This window comes from Leifsonia sp. KNZ13-11D (assembly GCF_056754895.1).
This window is the reverse complement of record NZ_JBPGWU010000001.1, coordinates 1,638,300-1,656,198: the sequence shown is the minus strand read 5'-3', so window position 1 is coordinate 1,656,198 and position 17,899 is coordinate 1,638,300. Positions and strand designations below refer to the sequence as shown.

Here is a 17,899-nt window from a genome sequence, read left to right as displayed (position 1 = left end):
CTCTGGATTCACGTCTCTTGCAGGTACTCGTGCACGACCGGCGGCACGTACGGGCTGACGTCCCCGCCCAGTGCGGAGACCTGGCGAACCAGCGAGCTGGAGACGTGCGCGTTCGCGGGGTTCGGGAGCAGGAAGACCGTCTCGACGTCGGCGAGGTGACGGTTGACGATCGCCATCGGCGTCTCGTAGGCGACGTCCACCTGCGAGCGGATGCCCTTCACCAGCACGTGCGCGCCCACATCGGTGCAGTAGTCCACGAGCAGGCCGACGGACCAGGAGGCGATGACGATGTTGCCGACGATCCCCGCATCCTCGATCGACCGCTCCAGCAGCGCGACCCGCTGCGCGATGGGCAGCAGCGCGGACTTGTCCGGGTTGTGGACCACGAGGACGTGGACCTCGTCCCACATGCCCGCTGCACGCTCGATCACATCGAGGTGCCCGAGCGTGACCGGGTCGAACGATCCAGGGACAACGGCGATCCTGTTCATAGACCTTCAGACTATCCCGCGGATCCCGGCATTTCGTTGTGAATCCGTTACCAAACGGTTTCGGCCGCGCGTCGCGGCCCGGCGGCTAGGACTTGCCCAGGAAGGCCCGCTCGCTCTCGTCCAGGCGGCGGGCGAGCGCGGCGCGAAGCGCAGGATGCGCGCCGAGCCCCGGGTCGGATTCCAGCGTCTCCTCGGCGGCGACCCGGGCCTCGGCGATCAGTTCGCCGTCGGAGGCGACGCGCAGCAGGCGCAGCGACGACCGGCCGCCCGACTGTCTGCTGCCGAGCACGTCGCCCTCGCGACGGAGTTCCAGGTCGACGTTCGCCAGCTCGAACCCGTCCAGGGTCGCCGCCACCGCCTCCACCCGCTCGCGGGCGAGCGTGTCCTGCTCGGCCGCCGTCACCAGCAGGCACAGTCCGGGGATGTCGCCGCGGCCGACCCGCCCGCGCAGCTGATGCAGCTGGGACACGCCGAACCGGTCCGCATCGAGCACCACCATGGCCGACGCGTTCGGGACGTTCACGCCCACCTCGATGACCGTCGTCGCGATGAGCAGGTCGATGTCGCCGGTGGCGAAGGCGCGCATCACCTCGTCCTTGGTCTCGGAGGGCAGCCGGCCGTGCAGCACACCGATGCGCGCCTCGCTGAACAGCGGATCGGCGCGGACCTGGGCGGCGACCGCCTCGACGCTCGCGATGGGCCGGGGCGGCGCGCCGTCGGGCTGCTCCTCGTCGGGCTCCGCCTCCTCGCCGTCGTCCTCCGCGTCCTTGCCCGAGATGGCCGGGCAGACGACGAAGACCTGGCGCCCCTTCGCGATCTCCTCGGAGGCCCGCTCCCAGATGCGCCGCTCCCAGCCGGGGCGGTCGGCGAGCGGGACGACGAAGCTCTCGATGCCCTGCCGACCGGCGGGCAGCTGGGCGATCGTCGAGACGTCCAGGTCGCCGAAGACGGTCATGGCGACCGTCCGCGGGATGGGCGTGGCGGTGAGCACGAGCACGTGCGGCGGAGTGCCGCCCTTCGCCCGCAGCGCCTCCCGCTGCTCGACGCCGAAGCGGTGCTGCTCGTCGACGACGACGAGACCGAGATCGAAGAAAGTGACCGCGTCCCCCAGCAGCGCGTGCGTGCCGACCACGATGCGCGCCTGGCCGGACACCGTGCGCAGCAGCGCGCGCTTGCGCTCGGCGGCGGACAGCTGACCGGTGAGCAGGGTCGGCATCAGCTGAGCGGAGAGGTCCGGACCGAGCATCGCGGCGATCGACCGCAGGTGCTGCGCGGCCAGCACCTCGGTCGGTGCGAGCAGCGCGGACTGTCCGCCGGAGTCGGCGACCGCGAGCATCGCCCGGAGCGCGACGAGCGTCTTGCCGGACCCGACCTCCCCCTGCACCAGCCGGTGCATAGCCGCCGTGCCGGCCAGGTCGCGCTCGATCTCGCCGCCCACCACATCCTGGTCGCCCGTGAGAGCGAACGGCAGCGCGGCGTCGAACCGCTCGAGCAGGCCCCCGGCGACCGCCTTCCGCGGCGTGGCCGCCACCTCGCGCGTCGCCGCACGCTGCTGCAGAAGCGCCGCCTGCAGCACGAACGCCTCCTGGAACCGCAACGTGTCACGGGCGCGCTGCCACTGCGCATCCTTCTGAGGGCGGTGGATGCCCTCCAGTGCGTCGCGGAACGGGACGAGTCCGCGCTCCACCACCACGGAATCGGGGATGGGGTCGGGCACGTCGCCCAGCGCGTCGAGGGCCAGCCCGACCGCCTTCTGCACCTGCCAGCTGGCGACGGTGCCCGTGGCGGGGTAGATCGGGATCGGGGTCTGCGCCCACTCCTTCGCGGCGGAACTGCCCGGGACGACGGCGTTCTCCCCGTCCGGTTCGAACAGCTCGTAGTCGGGATGCGCGAGCTGAAGCGCACCGCGGTACGCCGACACCTTGCCGGCGAAGATGCCCCGCACTCCCGGCGTGAGCTCGCGCGACCGCCACGCCTGGTTGAAGAAGGTAAGGGTCAGGATGCCCTCCCCGTCGGAGATCTTCACCTCGAGGATGCTCCCCCGCCGCGCGCGCATGGGCCGCTCCTGCACCCGCAGCACCTCGGCGATGATCGTGACGTTCTCATCGAGCGGGAGATTCGCGAGGGCCGTGAGCTCGCCGCGCTTGGCGTAGCGGCGGGGGTAGTGGCTGAGGAGGTCGGCGACCGTGCGCATCCCGAACGCCTTCTTCGAACGCGGAGGCCGTGCGGCCCCCGAGGACGCCGCTCAGCCGCGAGTCGAGGCCGACGGCGCCCGCGTCGATCCCGGAGCCGGCCGGGGCGGAGGCGGAGGTCATGACTCGATCGTATGCGTCTCCCCCGGCACTCCGCCGTCCGGCGGCGGTGCGGTGGGATCGGGACGCGTCCCGGACGCTCTGGAGGAATCCGTGCCGGTGGGCTCCTGGTCGGCCGACCCCGCAAGCTCGGCGAGCTCGGAGGCCACCGCCCGCTCGCCCGGTCGCTCCTCGTGGAGCCGTTGCTGGACGGCCAGCGCCTCGGCCGTCCGGCCGAGCGCCCGCAAGGCCCTTCCCACCGCCCACTGCGCGGCGAAGCGCTGGTCGGAGGTTCCGTACAGCTCGGCGGAACGTACCGCGTCCTCGAACGACACCAGCGCGGCCGCGGCGTCGCCGTCGCCGAACCGCGCCCAGCCGCGCAGGTCGAACAGCACGGCGCCGAAGCGCAGCAACCGGGGATCGCTCGTCGCGGCGAGGTCGGCGAGGCCCTCCTCCACCCACTGCTCCGATCTCGGTGCATCGGCCTCGGCGAGGGTCAGCGCGCTCTCGAGCGCGAGACCCGTGTCGCCGTCGTGGCGCGCGGCGCGGAGTGCCGCCTCAAGCAGAGGGACCGCCTCGTCCGGCCGGCCGGCGGCGAGACGCAGGCGACCCCGCTCCAGGAGCACGCGGACCTCCAGCACTCCGGACGCCGGCTCCAAGGAGTCGAGGAGCGCCTCGCCCTCCTCGATGCGCCCCTGCAGGCCGAGGGCGCGCGCTCGCTGCGTCTCCAGCTCCGCGCGGACGACCTCCGACCGGTCCGAACGGGCGACGGCGTCGGCCAGGCGTTCTTCGGAGGCGATCGGGTCACCGGGGAGCCACAGGCGGTCGAGCTCTGCCTGCTCCAGGCGTTCCTCCATCCTCATATCTTGGCGGGTGCGTCCGCCGCGACGCTAGGCTCAGGGGGCTATGACCCGAATCGTCTCCGGTTTCGCAGGATCGCTCACGCTGCAGGTGCCGAAGAGCGGGACCCGCCCGACCTCCGACCGCGTGCGCGAAGCGGTGTTCTCGGCCCTGGAGGCGCGGGATGCGCTCCACGGGGCCCGGGCGCTCGACCTGTACGCGGGCTCGGGAGCGCTGGGGCTCGAGGCGGCGAGCCGGGGCGCGACGTCGGTCGTGCTCGTGGAGCGGAGCCCCGCGGCGGCGCAGGTGTGCCGGCGCAACGCGGCCGCAGTGGCCGCGGCAGCCCGCTCGAGCAGGCACCACGGCCCTCCGCCCTCGATCGACGTGCGAGCCGCTTCCGTGCAGTCGTACCTCGGTCAGGCGGCCGGGAGGTTCGACGTCGTCTTCATCGACCCGCCCTACGAGGTCGGCGAGGAGGAGCTGACGGCCGTCCTGAGCGCCCTCCAACCGACGCTGTCGGAGGATGCCGTGGTCTGCGTCGAGCGCAGCGCCCGCGGACCCGGGCCCTCACTCCCCGACGGCCTCGTGCTCGAACGCCGCAAGGACTACGGCGAGACCGCGATCTTCTGGCTGGCGCCGGGTCAGCCCTGACCGCCGTCCCACTCCAGATAGGGATCCCATCCGCCGCGTTCGCCGAACGGGACTCCATCCACCAATAGCAGGCCGTCCCCCTCGCGCACGACGCCGATGCGGCGGAAGCCGCCCGGGAGCTCGGTGCCGGCCGGGAAGGCGGCGAACAGTCCGTGATCCTCGCCGCCGCGGAGTGCCGTTGCGACATCCGGACCCAGCGTCGACGTGTCGAGGTCGATCGCGACACCGCTCGCCTCCGCGACGCGGCGCGCGTCGAGCGCGAGGCCGTCGCTGAGGTCGAGCATGGCGGTCGCACCGGAGGCGGCGGCGCGCGGTCCGTCCGCGATGGGCGGGCGCGGGCGGAGTTGCGCGGCGACCGTGTCCGGATGCGCGGCCGCGACGGCGGCGAAGCGGTGCGCGTCCGGCTCGCCCGACGCATCCACCGCCTCCGCGAACAGGGCACGCAAGCCGGCCGCCGCCTGCCCGAGAATGCCCGACACCGCCACGATGTCGCCCGGCCGCGCACCGCTGCGGAGCACCGGCGTCCGGCCCTCGAGGTCGCCGAACGCGGTCACGGCGAAAGTCAGCGTGGCGGAGACGGACAGATCCCCGCCGACGACGCCGCAGCCCGGGGCGAGCTCGGCGCACGCCTCGCGGAAGCCGTCCGCCACCCCCTCCAGCCACGCCACCGGAGTCTCGGGGGGCGCGGCGATCGCGACGACGAGCGCCGTCGGGACGGCGCCCATGGCCGCAACATCCGACAGGTTCGTCGCTGCGGCCTTCCAGCCCAGGTCGACCGGTCCGGACCAGGCGAGACGGAAGTCCGGTCCGTGGACCATCATGTCGGTGGTCACGACGAAGCGTCCGTCCGGCGCGGCGAGCACGGCGGCGTCGTCGCCCGGGCCGACCAGGGTCGCCGACGACTGCGGGAGCCGCGGGAAGATGCGCCGCAGCGCCTCCCGTTCCGACGCCTCCCCGATCGTGATGGCGGACGCGTCGCTCCCAGAGATTCCCATGATCTGAAACGGTAGCCTGAAACCGATGAACTCCCGTCGCCGCGCCCTCCCGGCCCTGCTGCTCGCCGGAGCGGCTCTCCTCCTCGCCGGCTGCGCGCCGACCGTCTCCCTCGACCCGGCCGCCGGCAGCAACGCGCCGGGATGCGCGGAGATCAGCGTGCGCCTCCCCGACACCGTCGCCGACGAGCCGGCGCGCGAGACGGACGCCCAGGCGACAGGCGCATGGGGCGACCCGGCCGTCGTCATCCTGCGCTGCGGCGTCCCGCCGATCGGGCCGACGACGAAGCCCTGCGTCAACGTCAACGGCGTCGACTGGGTGCTGATGACCGATCCGGCGGCCAAGACGATCGTCTACCAGACCTTCGGGCGCATCCCCGCGACCGAGGTCATCATCGACCACGTCTCCGGTGTGTCCGACTCGTCGGTGCTGCCCGAGTTCGCGAGCGCGATCTCCACGATCAAGCAGACCCAGAAGTGCCTCTCGACGCTCGACACGGACACGGACACGGACACGGGCCCGACGCAGACGCCTGCGCCGAGCGCGACGACGGCGCCCTGATCGGGACGCGCCGGACGGCGCGCAGCCGTGCCGCGAGGGTCAGGCGGCGGCGCGGGCCAGCGCGACCTGGATGAGCTCGTCGATCAGCGCGGGGTAGCTGAGCCCCGACTCCTGCCAGCAGCGCGGGAACATCGAGATGGGCGTGAAGCCCGGCATCGTGTTGATCTCGTTGACGACGAAGCCGTCCGCGGTCAGGAAGAAGTCGACGCGGGCCAGTCCCTCGCCGCCGATCGCGTCGAACGCACGGATGCCCAGGTCGCGCATCTCCGCCAGCTGATCGTCGGTGAGGTCGGCCGGGCAGACCAGGTCGATGCCCGGAGCGTCGAGGTACTTGGCGGCGAAGTCGTAGAACTCGCGGCCGGTGAGGACTATCTCACCGGCGACCGACGCGCGCGCGGGCTCGCCTGGGCGGCCGCCGAGGACGGCGATCTCCACCTCACGACCCGCCACCATCGACTCGATCAGCACGCGGTCGTCCTCGGCGAGGGCGGTCGCCATCGCCGCATCCAGCTCGGACCAGTCCGAGATCTTCGTCACCCCGACGCTCGAACCGGCGCGGGCCGGCTTGACGAACGCGGGAAGACCGAGGGGGCGGACCGCCTCGCGGATCGCCTCCGGGTGGGACCCCCACTCGTAGGCGGTGACGGTGCGCCACGGCGCCACCGGGATTCCCGCCTGCTCGAGCACGGTCTTGGTGAAGTGCTTGTCCATCCCGAGCGCGCTCGCCAGCACGCCGCTGCCCACGTAGGGCAGCCCGACGAGCTCGAGCATGCCCTGGAGCGTGCCGTCCTCGCCCCAAGGGCCGTGGAGGATGGGGAAGACGATGTCCACGTCGCCGAGCGACGAGCGGGAGCCGTCGGGGCTCACCACCGACAGGGCCCGGCTGGATGCACTGTCCGGCCAGAGGATCCGTGTGCCGTTGTCGTCGACCTCGGGGAGCTTCTCGGCATTCAGCGCGAAGCGCGCCGCGTCGTCGGGCTGAAGGGTGAAGGCGCCGTCGTGGGTGATCCCGATCGGGATGACGTCGTAGCGGTCGCGGTCGATCGCCTCAAGGACGCCCGCCGCCGTCGCGCAGCTGATCGAATGCTCGCTTGAGCGACCCCCAAAGAGAAGCGCGACCGCGACCTTGTCCGTCATCCGTAGTCCTTTCGCCTTGCGGCTCGTCCGAATCCGTCGTGAGATGCGGTGCGATGTCTTTCGGATCGAGCGTACCGGCGAGCACCTGGCTGACCTGACGGACGATCGGCATTTCGACCCCGCGCGCTTCGGCGAGGGTGAGGATGGGGGCGACGGAGGCGAGCCCCTCCGCGGTCTGGTTCATCTGCTTCACGACGTCGTGGAAGCCGTAGCCCTGCCCGAGCAGACGTCCGGCGGTGTTGTTGCGGCTGAGGGACGACTCGCACGTCGCGATGAGGTCGCCGAGCCCGGCCAGGCCCGACAGCGTCTCCGGCTTCGCCCCGTAGGCCACGGCGAAATCCGTCATCTCGACAAGTCCGCGCGTGATGATGGAGGCCTTCGTGTTCTCGCCGTAACCGACGCCGTCGACGATGCCGATCGCCACGGCGATCAGGTTCTTGAGGACACCGCCGAACTCCGTGCCGATGACGTCCGTGTTCACGAAGCTGCGGAAGTACCGGTTCGTAGCGGAGATCGCGACCGCCTGCGCGGTCTCCAGGCTCGACGACGACACGACGGCCGCCGTCGGCTGCTCCCGGGCGATCTCCAGCGCCAGGTTGGGGCCGGAGGCGACCGCGATCCGGTCCGGCTCGATCGGGAGCCCCTCAGCGATGACCTCGCTCATGCGCAGGCCGGTGCCCTTCTCGACACCCTTCATCAGGCTGACGACGACGGTCTCCGGTCCGAGGAACGGGATCATCGCCTCGAGATTCGAGCGGAGGGTCTGGCTCGGGATGGAGACGAAGACCTGCTCGGCGTCGCGCATCGCCTCCCCCAGCCGGGACGTGGCACGCAGGTTGCGCGGCAGGTTGATGCCTTCGAGATAGTCGCTGTTGCGCTTGACCTCGTTGATCTCGCGGGCAAGCTCCGGCCTGCGTGCCCAGAGGACGACGTCGGAACCGCCGTCGGCGAGGATCTTCGCGAATGTGGTCCCCCAGCTGCCGGCGCCGAGGACGGCGATCCGGCGGGGGCGGGCGACGGGAGCCTTCACTGCCTTAGCCATCGAAGCGGCCGGTCTCCTTCTGGTTGTGCTGGGACGGGTCCCACCGCTCCGCGGGAGCCTTCTCGCCCCGCAGATCCTCGAGGAGGGCGGTGATCGCATCCATGATGACGGCGGTCGCCTCCGTGAGCGTCGCGTTGTCGAGCGGACGTCCGCGGAACGCCGACAGGTCGACCGGATCGCCCACCTTGACGTCGATGGTCTTGCGGGGGAACCAGCTGATCTTCTTGGCGTAACGCGCCATCACCTGCTGGGTGCCCCAGTGCGCGATGGGGATCACCGGGATGTCGTGCTCCAGCGCCATCCGCGCCGCGCCGGTCTTGCCGCGCATCGGCCACATGTCCGGGTCGCGGGTCAGGGAGCCCTCCGGGTAGATGACGACGATCCGGCCCTCGTCGGCGACCTTCTGGGCGGCTTCGAGCGGCGCCGCTCCCCGGGCGCTCCCGCCGCGCGCGACGGGGACCTGCCCGGACCTGCGCAGGAACCAGCCGACGACCGGAACGCGGAACAGGCTCTCCTTCGCCAGGAACCGCGGGAGGCGGCCCAGCTTCCAGGCGACGATGCCCATCATCACCGGGTCGATCTCGCTGTAATGGTTGGGCGTCAGGATGAACGCGCCGGTGCGCGGCAGCTTCCCGCCGTCGACGATCTTGAACCGGGCCAGCAGATAACCGATCGGCAGCAGGATGCCCGCCAGCACCCAGAAGATCGACGGACGGCTCTTCTCGGAGCGCTGCTTCTTCGCAGGGGAATCGGTTGCTGGCACCATCCCATTATCCGTGACGGCCATGGCGCTCGGGGCATGCGGGCGCGCGCCGCGCGCTCACGGCGCCACCGTGACGGGCCGCAGATCGAGCTCGGGGATGCCCGCGAAGTCGTCGGGGTTGCAGGTGTGCAGCGGCAGATCGCGGGAGATGGCCGCCGCGGCGATGAGGGCGTCGAACGCCCGCGAGGTCGGCTTCCGGCCGGCCTGCCGCAGCGACTGGGCGACCCGCGCGAAGGCGCGGGCCGCCGACGCGTCGAACGGGATGGGGTCGAAGTCGGCCTCGGCGAGCTGCAGGTGGGCCTGGCGCGCCGCCCGCTCGCTCTCCGTGGAAGCCACGAGCGGCCCCACCGAAAGCTCGGCGAGGGTGACCGCGCTGATCGACGGGATGTCGGGGAGCTCGGACGGATCCGCCACACGCGCCAACAGGATGAGCGTGGACGTGTCGAGGAGCCCGGGCTGCATCACCACTGCTGTTCCACCACCGCGTCCACGTCTGCGCGCAGGCCGCGGGGGTCGACAGCGGGCAGTGTGCGACGCGCGTCGATCAGCGTCGACAGGGCACGCCCCGGCGTCGCCAGCGGAGACAGCTCCGCCACGGCGGCGCCGTCGCGCGTGATGGTCAGGTGTTCGCCGCGGGCCACCCTGTCGAGGATGTCGCCGCCATGGTTGCGTAGGTCTCTCACGCTGACAGTCTCCATGATCGGAGTGTATCACCGGTGAGACCGCGGGGGATCTGTGGAAACTGCGGGGTCGCCCCGGCTGTGAGCGGTTTCAGCCCTCGAGGGTGAAGTCAGCACCGAGCAGCTGGAGCTTCGTGATGAAGTTCTCGTAGCCGCGGCTGATGATGCCCACGTTGCTCACGGTCGAACGCCCCTCGGCGGTCAGCGCCGCGATGAGGTGACTGAAGCCGCCGCGCAAGTCGGGGACCTCGATGTCGGCGCCCTTCAGGTCGACCGGACCCATGATGACCGCGGAGTGGTTGAAGTTCCGCTGGCCGAAGCGGCACGGGTGGCCGCCGAGGCACTCCTTGTGCACCTGGATCTTCGCGCCCATGTCGATCAGCGCATCCACGAAGCCGAAGCGCTGCTCGTACACGGTCTCGTGAACGATCGAGACGCCCTCGGCCTTCGTCAGCGCGACCACGAGCGGCTGCTGCCAGTCGGTCATGAAGCCGGGGTGGACGTCGGTCTCGATCACGACCGGCTTGAGCGGACCGCCCGGGTGGAAGAACCGGATGCCGTCGTCCTCGATCTCGAACGCGCCGCCGACCTTGCGGAAGACGTTGAGGAAGGTCAGCATCTCGGGCTGGCGGGCCCCGCCGACGAAGATGTCTCCGCCCGTCGCGAGCGCCGCGGCCGCCCAGCTGGCGGCCTCATTGCGGTCGAAGAGCGACGTGTGGCTGTAGCCGACGAGCTTGTCGACGCCCTCGATGCGGATCACGCGGTCGGTGTCGACCGAGATGCTCGCGCCCATCTTCTGCAGGACGTTGATGAGGTCCATGATCTCGGGCTCGATCGCCGCGCCCTTGAGCTCGGTGATGCCCTCGGCGCGCACCGCGGTCAGCAGCACCTGCTCGGTGGCGCCGACGCTCGGGTACGGGAGCTCGAGCTTCGCGCCGTGCAGGCCGTTCGGGGCGGTCATCCGGATGCCGCTGGGCAGCTTGTCGACGACCGCGCCGAACTTGCGCAGCACCTCGAGGTGGTAGTCGATCGGGCGGTCGCCGATGCGGCAGCCGCCCAGATCGGGGATGAACGCCTCACCCAGGCGGTGCAGGAGCGGGCCGCAGAACAGGATCGGGATGCGGCTGGAGCCCGCGTGCGCGTCGATGTCGGCCATGTGCGCCGACTCGACCGCGCTCGGGTCGAGCAGGAGCTCGCCCTCCTCCGCACCGTCCGTCACCTTGACGCCGTGCACCTCGAGCAGCCCGCGGACCACGCGGACGTCCGAGATGTCCGGGACGTTCCGCAGCACGCTGGGGCCTTCGCCGAGGATCGCCGCGACCATCGCCTTGGTGACGAAGTTCTTGGCGCCGCGGACCTCGATGCGGCCCCGCAGGGGGATGCCGCCGTTGATCGTGATGCGATCGCCCTTGAGGCCCACGCGGGCTCCTGCTGCCTGTGCGTCCTGAAGAAGTGAGTTCAAAGTTTCACCGGGAGGGTCGTGGGCCGCCAGCTCGCGCGGCCCGATTCGTATTCGGAGATGAGCGCCTCGTCGCGCAGGGTCAGGGCGATGTCGTCCAACCCTTCGAGCAAACGCCAGCGAGTGTAGTCGTCGATGTCGAAAGACACCTGGACCTCACCTACGGTCGCAGTCTTGGCAACCAGATCCACCGTCGCGGCTATTCCCGGCCGGGCCTCGATCGCCTCCCAGAGGCGCTCCGCATCCTCTTCGGTCACGATGCCCGTCAGAAGGCCCTGCTTGCCCGCGTTCCCGCGGAAGATGTCGGCGAAGCGCGGGCTCAGAACGACCCGGAACCCGAAGTCGCGCAGCGCCCACACGGCGTGTTCGCGTGACGAACCCGTACCGAAATCGGCGCCGGCGACGAGCACGGTCGCACCCTGGTACTCGGGCCGGTTGAGGATGAAGTCGGGGTCCTGGCGCCAGGCGTGGAAGAGGGCGTCCTCGAAGCCCGTCTTGGTGACGCGCTTCAGGAACACCGCCGGGATGATCTGGTCGGTGTCGACGTTGGAGCGCCGGAACGGGACGGCGGTTCCGGTGACGGTCTCGAACTTCTCCATCAGGCGCCCACCTTCTCTCCGATACGTGCATCCGTGCCGCCATCGCGCGGCGTGTCGCCGCCTTCGCGCTCGAGGTCCCAGGGACTCGAGAGCGTGCCCCGGATCGCGGTCGCCGCCGCGACCAGCGGCGAGACGAGATGGGTGCGGCCGCCCTTGCCCTGGCGGCCCTCGAAGTTGCGGTTCGAGGTGGATGCGCAGCGCTCCCCCGGCGCCAGCTGGTCGGGGTTCATGCCCAGGCACATCGAGCATCCGGCGAACCGCCACTCGGCGCCGAACTCCTCGACGATCTTGTCGATGCCCTCGGCCTCGGCCTCGATGCGCACTCGGGCGCTGCCCGGGACGACCATGACGCGTACCCCGTCGGCCTTCTTGCGGCCCTTGATGATCGACGCGAAGGCGCGCAGGTCCTCGATCCGGCTGTTGGTGCACGAGCCCATGAAGACCGCGTCGACGGGGATGCTCTTCATCGGGGTGCCGGGCTGCAGGTCCATGTACTCCAGCGCGCGCTCGGCGGCGGCGCGGGCGTTCGGGTCCGCGATCGCAGCCGGGTCCGGCACGGCCTGGCTGAGCGAGACGCCCTGACCGGGGTTGGTGCCCCAGGTGACGAACGGCTCGATCTCCGCGGCGTCGAGGTAGACCTCGGCGTCGAAGACCGCGTCCTCGTCGGTCTGCAGCGTCTTCCAGTACGCGACCGCCTCGTCCCACTCGGCGCCCTCCGGGGCGTGCGGCCGGCCCTTCAGGTAGGCGAAGGTGGTCTCGTCGGGTGCGACCATGCCCGCGCGTGCGCCGGCCTCGATGGACATGTTGCAGATCGTCATCCGGCCCTCCATCGAGAGCGAGCGGATGGCGCTGCCGCGGTACTCGAGCACGTAGCCCTGGCCGCCGCCGGTGCCGATCTTCGCGATGACGGCGAGGATGATGTCCTTTGCGCTCACGCCGGGCCGCAGCTCGCCCTCGACGGTGATCGCCATGGTCTTGAACGGCTTGAGGGGCAGCGTCTGGGTGGCGAGCACGTGCTCCACCTCGCTGGTGCCGATGCCGAACGCCATCGCGCCGAAGGCGCCGTGCGTCGAGGTGTGCGAGTCGCCGCACACGACGGTGATGCCGGGCATGGTGAGCCCGAGCTGGGGACCGACGACGTGGACGATGCCCTGCTCGACGTCGCCCAGCGAGTGCAGGCGGATGCCGAACTCCTCGGCGTTGCGGCGCAGGGTCTCGATCTGCGTACGGCTGGTGAGGTCGGCGATCGGCTTGTCGATGCCGATAGTCGGGGTGTTGTGGTCCTCGGTGGCGATGGTGAGGTCGGGCCGGCGCACCGGTCGCCCGGCCATGCGGAGGCCGTCGAAGGCCTGCGGGCTGGTGACCTCGTGCACCAGGTGCAGATCGATGTAGATGAGGTCGGGCGAGCCGTCCTCGCCCTTCGCGACCAGGTGGTCGTTCCAGACCTTCTCGGCCAGCGTCAGCGGTCCCGAGGATGTGGGAACAGTGGGGGTGCTCATGTCGTGCGAACTCCTTAGCGTGTGAACGGATCAGCCGTCGACGGACTCCGCGGCGAGGGTGGCCTGATGTCTAGGACTCGCCGCGGCGGCTAAGGAGGAGAAGACCCGCGTACACGAATGACAGGTTATCACCGGCAGCGCGGGGCCTCTGCTCGGGCCAGTGGAGCTCGCGCAGCCGCGTACCCGCACACGGACGGACTACTCCCTCGGCTGCGTGTCTTCGAGCCTGCGATCGCTTCCGCCGTCCGCACGGTCACGCGTGTCGACCGGGGCCGGAGCATCCTCTCCGGTCACCGATTCGACCACGATGACCGTGATGTTGTCGTGGCCGCCCGCCTCGTTGGCGGCGTCCACGAGGGCCGCGGCCGGGTCCTCGGGCGCTTCGGCGAGGATCTCGGCGATGCGCCGGTCGCTCAGCTCGCGTGTGAGCCCGTCGGAGCACACCAGGAAGATCTGACGCCCCTGCTCCGGGATGAGCGCGCTGTCCGTGTCCACGAAGTCCTCGGCCCCGAGCGCCCGCGTGATGACGTTGCGCTCGGGATGCACGGCCGCCTGGGCTTCGGAGATCAGGCCCGCATCCACCAGCTCCTGCACGGCCGAGTGGTCCACCGTCAGCTGCCGCAGCACCCGGCCGTCCCACGAGTAGACGCGGGAGTCGCCCACGTTCACGACCATCCACTGCTCGGCCGCGAGCTCGGGAACGCGCACCCGGACGATGCCGGTGAGCGTGGTGCCGGCGACCGCCGCGCCGGACTCGTCGGCGCCGGACAGGGCTCGGACGGCGGCGTTCGCCTCGTCGATCGCCCGGACGACCTCCTCGGGCGTCGGCCGGGAGCCGGGCAGCAGGGTGCGCGCCAGGCTCTCCACCGCCGTGCGGCTCGCCAGGTCGCCGCGGGCGTGCCCGCCCATCCCGTCCGCCACGACGAACACCGGGTCCTGCGCCAGAGCGCTGTCCTCGTTGACGTGCCGGACCGCACCCGTGTCGCTGCGGACGCTCACGCCGACGAGAGAGCTCATGTGCGGGGGTCCTCCTGGGTGCCGTCGACGGCCGCGTCGTCGGTGTCGTGCTCTTCGGTGTCGTCGCCGTGGATGGCCGCGGCGACGGTGGTGCCGCTCATCCGCAGCTTCACCAGACTTGCAATCGTAGCGACAAGCATCGCACCGACGATGACCGCGAGGGACGTCCAGGTGCTGATGTCGGGCGCCCACTCGATGTGCTCGCCGTTGTTTATGAACGGCAGCTCGTTCTCGTGCATCGCGTGGAAGACGAGCTTCACGCCGATGAACGCGAGGATGAACGCGATCCCGTACTTGAGGTACACCAGCTTGTCGAGCAGGTGGCCGAGCAGGAAGTACAGCTGGCGGAGACCCATCAGGGCGAAGACGTTCGCGGTGAACACGATGAACGGGCTCTGGGTGATGCCGAAGATGGCGGGGATGGAGTCGAGCGCGAACAGGAGATCGGTCGTCCCGAGAGCGAGGAACACGATGATCAGCGGCGTGAACATCCGCCGCCCGGACACCGTGGTCCGCAGCTTGTTGCCCTCGTACTGCGTCGACACCTTGAGGTGGCGGCGGGCGAACTTGATGAACCACGAGTCCTCGGCGCCCTCGTCCTCGTGGTTCGTGAGGGCCTGGTTGAACGCCGTCCACAGCAGGAAGGCGCCGAAGATGTAGAAGATCCAGCTGAAGCTGGCGATAAGCCCGGCGCCGAGCACGATGAAGACGCCGCGGAAGATCAGCGCCAGGATGATGCCCACCATGAGCACCTCCTGCTGGTACTTCCTGGGCACCTTGAACCTGGCCATGATGATGACGAAGACGAACAGGTTGTCGATGCTCAGGCTGTACTCGGTCAGCCAGCCCGCCAGGAACTGGCCGGCGTGCTCCGCGTCCCCGATCACCAGCATGAGCAGGGCGAAGATCAGCGCGAGGACGACGTAGAACGACACCCACAGCGCGGACTCGCGCGGGCTCGGGATGTGCGGCCGCTTGTACACGTAGAGCAGATCGAACGCCAGGATCAGCAGCAGGACGATGAACGACGTGATCTCGAACCAGGCGGGCAGGGCCAGATGCATGGAAACCTCTCGAAGGGCGCGGGCTATCGCCGAAAGTCTCTCCCGCACCGTGCGGTGCCCCTGCGCCCGGGTCCGCCGTCGTGGCGGGCCGTGATGACGTGCGCAGCGCCGGCCGTCGCTCCGCGTCGCCGCGGGCGGGGCCGTCCGGGATACTCCCCTTCGCTGGAGCAAGCCTAGCGGGACGGACGGCCGGGCGTAGTGTCCGGGTCAGAAACGGCAGGGCCGGGAGGAGCACATGGAGCGGGAGGGGTTCGACAGCTCGGTCATCGCGTCGGCCGGCTACGACCCGGTCCTGCGGACGCTGGAGGTGGAGTTCGTCTCCGGCGAGGTCTACCGCTACTTCCTCGTGCCCGCGAGGGTCTGGCGCGACCTGCGGTCGGCCGACTCCGCCGGCGCGTACTTCAACGCCGAGGTGCGCGACCACTACCCCGAGGAGTGGATGCCGGATGCGGCGACGCGGTGAAGGCCGCGTGCACTGCGACCGGCGGGTAGGCTCGGGAATGCGGATACGGCGGGAGAGCGCCGGGAGGGACCGGTCCTCGCACCCGTATCGGTGTGTGAATGACAGAGGGGACCGCGCATGACGCGATCGACCGAGGCCGTCGACGTACTGCGACGCAACAACGTTCGCGAGTACGGGAACCCGGCGGGACGTCCCATCGTGTTCGCCCACGGGTTCGGGTGCAGCCAGGAGGTCTGGCACGCGGTCGTCCCCTTCTTCTCGGACGAGTACCGCGTGATCGTCTTCGACCACGTCGGCGCCGGCCACTCCGACCTCGCGGCCTACGACCGCGCCAAGTACGACTCGCTGCACGGCTACGCGGACGACCTGCTCGAGATCGTCGACTCCCTCGACCTCGAGGACGTCGTGCTCGTCGCGCACTCCGTTAGCGCGATGATCGGCATCCTCGCCGCCAATCGCTCCCGCGATCGCTTCGGCCGGCTGATCCTGGTGGGCCCGTCGCCGCGATACACCGACGACGACGGCTACGTCGGCGGCTTCACCCGTCCCGACATCGACGGGCTGCTCGACGCCCTCGACGTCAACTACCTGGGCTGGTCGGAGACGATCGCGCCGATCATCGCCGGCAACGCCGACCGGCCGGAGGTGGGTGCGGAGCTCACGGCCAGCTTCTGCCGCACCGATCCGGTCATCGCGGGGCACTTCGCCCGGGTGACCTTCCTCTCCGACAACCGCGCGGACCTCTCCGCCGTCAGCGTTCCGACCGTCGTGCTGCAGTGCTCCGACGACGCCATCGCGCCGGAGGCCGTCGGGCGGTACGTGCACGAGGCCATCCCGGGCAGCGAGTTCGTGCAGCTCAGCGCGAGCGGCCACTGCCCCAACCTGTCGGCCCCCGACGAGCTCGCGCACGCCATCCGGAGCCGCCTTCGATGACCGACCCGACCGCGACCTCCGTGCCGCCGGTCTCGCCGGACGAGCTGTACGACCGGGCCCCGTGCGGCCTGCTGACCCTCACCGAGGCGGGCCGCATCGTGCGGGTGAACGCCACCTTCTCGGCCTGGACCGGCATCACGCCGGAGCAGCTGACCGGGACACCGCTCAGCGACCTCCTCGAACCGGGCGCGCGGATCTTCTACGAGACGCGCTTCGTGCCGATCCTCCACCTCGAAGGCGAGGTGCGCGAGGTGGCGCTCGCCTTCCGCACGACGCGGGATGCGGCCCTGCCCGTCCTCGTCAACGCAGCCCTCGACCGCAGCGGTGCGGCGCCGCTCGTCCACGTCGCCGTGTTCGATGCCAGCCGGCGGCAGGACTACGAGCGCCAGCTGCTGTCGGCCCGGCGGATCGCCGAGAGCTCGGAGGCGCGCACGCGCGTCCTGCAGAACGCCACGACCGCGTTCGGCGAGAGCGAGACCGTGGAGCGGCTGGCGCAGGCGTTGGCGGAGAGCGCCCGGGAAGCCCTGGGAGCCGCTGCCGCCGCCGTCTTCCTCGACGACCACCATCCACGACTGGCCGGAGGGGCGGTCCCCCTCGACCCGGACCTCCTGCCCGGCGGCGTCCCGCCCGAGGCGCTGGCCGGCGACGGGATCCTCACCTGGACGGTGCGGGACGATCGAACGCATCCGGGCACGGCCACCGCGCTGCGCGCGGCCCGGCTCGACACGATGCTCACCGTTCCGCTGCTGCAGGCGGGCACGCCGATCGGGACGCTGGCCTGCTACTTCTCCCGGCCCCCCGAACTCGACGACCACGCAACCGATCTGCTCCGGTCGCTGTGCCGGCAGGCGGCGCAGACCGTGGCCCGGCTACGGCTCCAGGCGCAGCTCGCCGCCATCGCCCTCCACGACCCGCTCACCGGGCTCGCCAACCGGGTGCTGCTGCGGACGCACATCGCCGCCAGCGTCACGGCGGCGGTCGAACGGCAGGAGCCGCTCGCGCTGATCTTCGTCGACCTGGACGATTTCAAAGCGGTGAACGACGACCTCGACCACACCGCGGGCGACACCGTCCTCAAACTCATCGCCGCGCGCCTCAGCAGCGCGGTGCGCGGCGACGACCTGGTGTGCCGCTACGGCGGCGACGAGTTCATCATCGTGTGCCGCGACACCGACCACGAGCGTGCCGCGGCCATCGCGGAGCGCATCCGCGTCGCCATCAAGCAGCCGCTCCACGACGACGGCTGGACGCGCACCATCACCGCGAGCGTCGGCGTGACCGTGCACACGCCCGGGCAGTCGCGCATCCTCGACGGCCCGGAGCTGCTCCGCGTCGCGGACAAGGCGATGTACCGGTCGAAGGACCGCGGCAAGGACCATGTCAGCGTCATCGCGTTGTGAGGAGGACGCGGACTAC

18 protein-coding genes and 1 pseudogene are annotated in these 17,899 nt (G+C 70.8%); 5 read left to right on the top strand and 14 right to left on the bottom strand.

Annotated features, from left to right (window positions below):
- Positions 1 to 8: 8 nt before the first annotated feature.
- The 3 genes and pseudogenes from coaD to ACR9Y5_RS08350 form a co-directional block, all read right to left on the bottom strand.
- Positions 9 to 491 carry a pantetheine-phosphate adenylyltransferase gene (coaD, locus tag ACR9Y5_RS08360; protein ID WP_481297533.1) on the bottom strand — a complete coding sequence of 161 codons (483 nt, stop codon included), beginning with the start codon at positions 489 to 491 and terminating at the stop codon, positions 9 to 11.
- A gap of 85 nt (positions 492 to 576) precedes the next feature.
- Positions 577 to 2,806, bottom strand: a pseudogene (locus tag ACR9Y5_RS08355) (ATP-dependent DNA helicase RecG).
- The gene (locus ACR9Y5_RS08350; RefSeq protein ID WP_481297532.1) at positions 2,803 to 3,639 is read right to left on the bottom strand and encodes a hypothetical protein; all 837 of its coding nucleotides are present in this window, start codon (positions 3,637 to 3,639) and stop codon (positions 2,803 to 2,805) included. Before ACR9Y5_RS08350 ends, ACR9Y5_RS08355 begins: the two are co-directional and overlap by 4 nt.
- Before the next feature lie 49 nt (positions 3,640 to 3,688).
- Here ACR9Y5_RS08350 and ACR9Y5_RS08345 point away from each other — a divergent pair, with 49 nt between their 5' ends.
- Entirely contained in the window at positions 3,689 to 4,273 is a 585-nt protein-coding gene (locus ACR9Y5_RS08345; RefSeq protein WP_481297531.1) for an RsmD family RNA methyltransferase, read from the top strand.
- Here the strand turns inward: ACR9Y5_RS08345 and thiL are convergent.
- Positions 4,264 to 5,268 (bottom strand): thiamine-phosphate kinase, encoded by a 1,005-nt coding sequence (gene thiL / locus ACR9Y5_RS08340; protein ID WP_481297530.1) that lies wholly within the window; start codon positions 5,266 to 5,268, stop codon positions 4,264 to 4,266. The genes ACR9Y5_RS08345 and thiL overlap by 10 nt on opposite strands.
- 25 nt (positions 5,269 to 5,293) lie before the next feature.
- On the opposite strand from thiL, the gene ACR9Y5_RS08335 reads away from it, so the two are divergent.
- Positions 5,294 to 5,827 carry a DUF3515 family protein gene (locus ACR9Y5_RS08335; RefSeq protein ID WP_481297529.1) on the top strand — a complete coding sequence of 178 codons (534 nt, stop codon included), beginning with the start codon at positions 5,294 to 5,296 and terminating at the stop codon, positions 5,825 to 5,827.
- Positions 5,828 to 5,866: 39 nt separating this feature from the next.
- On the opposite strand, the gene ACR9Y5_RS08330 is transcribed toward ACR9Y5_RS08335, so the two are convergent.
- The 10 genes from ACR9Y5_RS08330 to ACR9Y5_RS08285 form a co-directional block, all read right to left on the bottom strand.
- Complete coding sequence (locus tag ACR9Y5_RS08330; protein ID WP_481297528.1) at positions 5,867 to 6,964, bottom strand: D-alanine--D-alanine ligase family protein; 1,098 nt, start codon at positions 6,962 to 6,964, stop codon at positions 5,867 to 5,869.
- A complete protein-coding gene (locus ACR9Y5_RS08325) occupies positions 6,876 to 8,006 on the bottom strand; it encodes an NAD(P)H-dependent glycerol-3-phosphate dehydrogenase (protein WP_481297527.1) in 1,131 nt (376 codons plus the stop codon). Before ACR9Y5_RS08325 ends, ACR9Y5_RS08330 begins: the two co-directional genes overlap by 89 nt.
- A complete protein-coding gene (locus tag ACR9Y5_RS08320; protein ID WP_481297526.1) occupies positions 7,999 to 8,772 on the bottom strand; it encodes a lysophospholipid acyltransferase family protein in 774 nt (257 codons plus the stop codon). Before ACR9Y5_RS08320 ends, ACR9Y5_RS08325 begins: the two co-directional genes overlap by 8 nt.
- A gap of 54 nt (positions 8,773 to 8,826) precedes the next feature.
- Positions 8,827 to 9,231: a PIN domain-containing protein gene (locus ACR9Y5_RS08315; protein WP_481299540.1), complete on the bottom strand. Its 405-nt coding sequence runs from the start codon at positions 9,229 to 9,231 to the stop codon at positions 8,827 to 8,829.
- Entirely contained in the window at positions 9,231 to 9,467 is a 237-nt protein-coding gene (locus ACR9Y5_RS08310) for a type II toxin-antitoxin system Phd/YefM family antitoxin (protein WP_481297525.1), read from the bottom strand. Before ACR9Y5_RS08310 ends, ACR9Y5_RS08315 begins: the two co-directional genes overlap by 1 nt.
- A 73-nt stretch (positions 9,468 to 9,540) precedes the next feature.
- On the bottom strand, positions 9,541 to 10,869 hold the full coding sequence (gene murA / locus ACR9Y5_RS08305) for a UDP-N-acetylglucosamine 1-carboxyvinyltransferase (RefSeq protein WP_481297524.1): 1,329 nt from the start codon (positions 10,867 to 10,869) through the stop codon (positions 9,541 to 9,543).
- 38 nt (positions 10,870 to 10,907) lie between these two features.
- On the bottom strand, positions 10,908 to 11,507 hold the full coding sequence (gene leuD / locus ACR9Y5_RS08300) for a 3-isopropylmalate dehydratase small subunit (protein WP_310128773.1): 600 nt from the start codon (positions 11,505 to 11,507) through the stop codon (positions 10,908 to 10,910).
- Entirely contained in the window at positions 11,507 to 13,006 is a 1,500-nt protein-coding gene (leuC, locus tag ACR9Y5_RS08295; RefSeq protein WP_481297523.1) for a 3-isopropylmalate dehydratase large subunit, read from the bottom strand. The genes leuD and leuC overlap by 1 nt, the downstream gene beginning before the upstream one ends.
- Positions 13,007 to 13,204: 198 nt before the next feature.
- Complete coding sequence (locus tag ACR9Y5_RS08290; RefSeq protein ID WP_481297522.1) at positions 13,205 to 14,023, bottom strand: PP2C family protein-serine/threonine phosphatase; 819 nt, start codon at positions 14,021 to 14,023, stop codon at positions 13,205 to 13,207.
- Positions 14,020 to 15,087: a TerC family protein gene (locus tag ACR9Y5_RS08285; protein WP_481297521.1), complete on the bottom strand. Its 1,068-nt coding sequence runs from the start codon at positions 15,085 to 15,087 to the stop codon at positions 14,020 to 14,022. The genes ACR9Y5_RS08290 and ACR9Y5_RS08285 overlap by 4 nt, the downstream gene beginning before the upstream one ends.
- 235 nt (positions 15,088 to 15,322) lie before the next feature.
- Here ACR9Y5_RS08285 and ACR9Y5_RS08280 point away from each other — a divergent pair, with 235 nt between their 5' ends.
- The 3 genes from ACR9Y5_RS08280 (at position 15,323) to ACR9Y5_RS08270 (ending at position 17,883) form a co-directional block, all read left to right on the top strand.
- Entirely contained in the window at positions 15,323 to 15,550 is a 228-nt protein-coding gene (locus tag ACR9Y5_RS08280; RefSeq protein WP_481297520.1) for a KTSC domain-containing protein, read from the top strand.
- A 117-nt stretch (positions 15,551 to 15,667) separates the two neighbouring features.
- Positions 15,668 to 16,483 (top strand): alpha/beta fold hydrolase, encoded by an 816-nt coding sequence (locus ACR9Y5_RS08275; RefSeq protein WP_481297519.1) that lies wholly within the window; start codon positions 15,668 to 15,670, stop codon positions 16,481 to 16,483.
- Positions 16,480 to 17,883, top strand: a complete 1,404-nt coding sequence (locus tag ACR9Y5_RS08270) for a GGDEF domain-containing protein (RefSeq protein WP_481297518.1) — start codon at positions 16,480 to 16,482, stop codon at positions 17,881 to 17,883. Before ACR9Y5_RS08275 ends, ACR9Y5_RS08270 begins: the two co-directional genes overlap by 4 nt.
- The last annotated feature ends 16 nt before the right edge of the window (positions 17,884 to 17,899 follow it).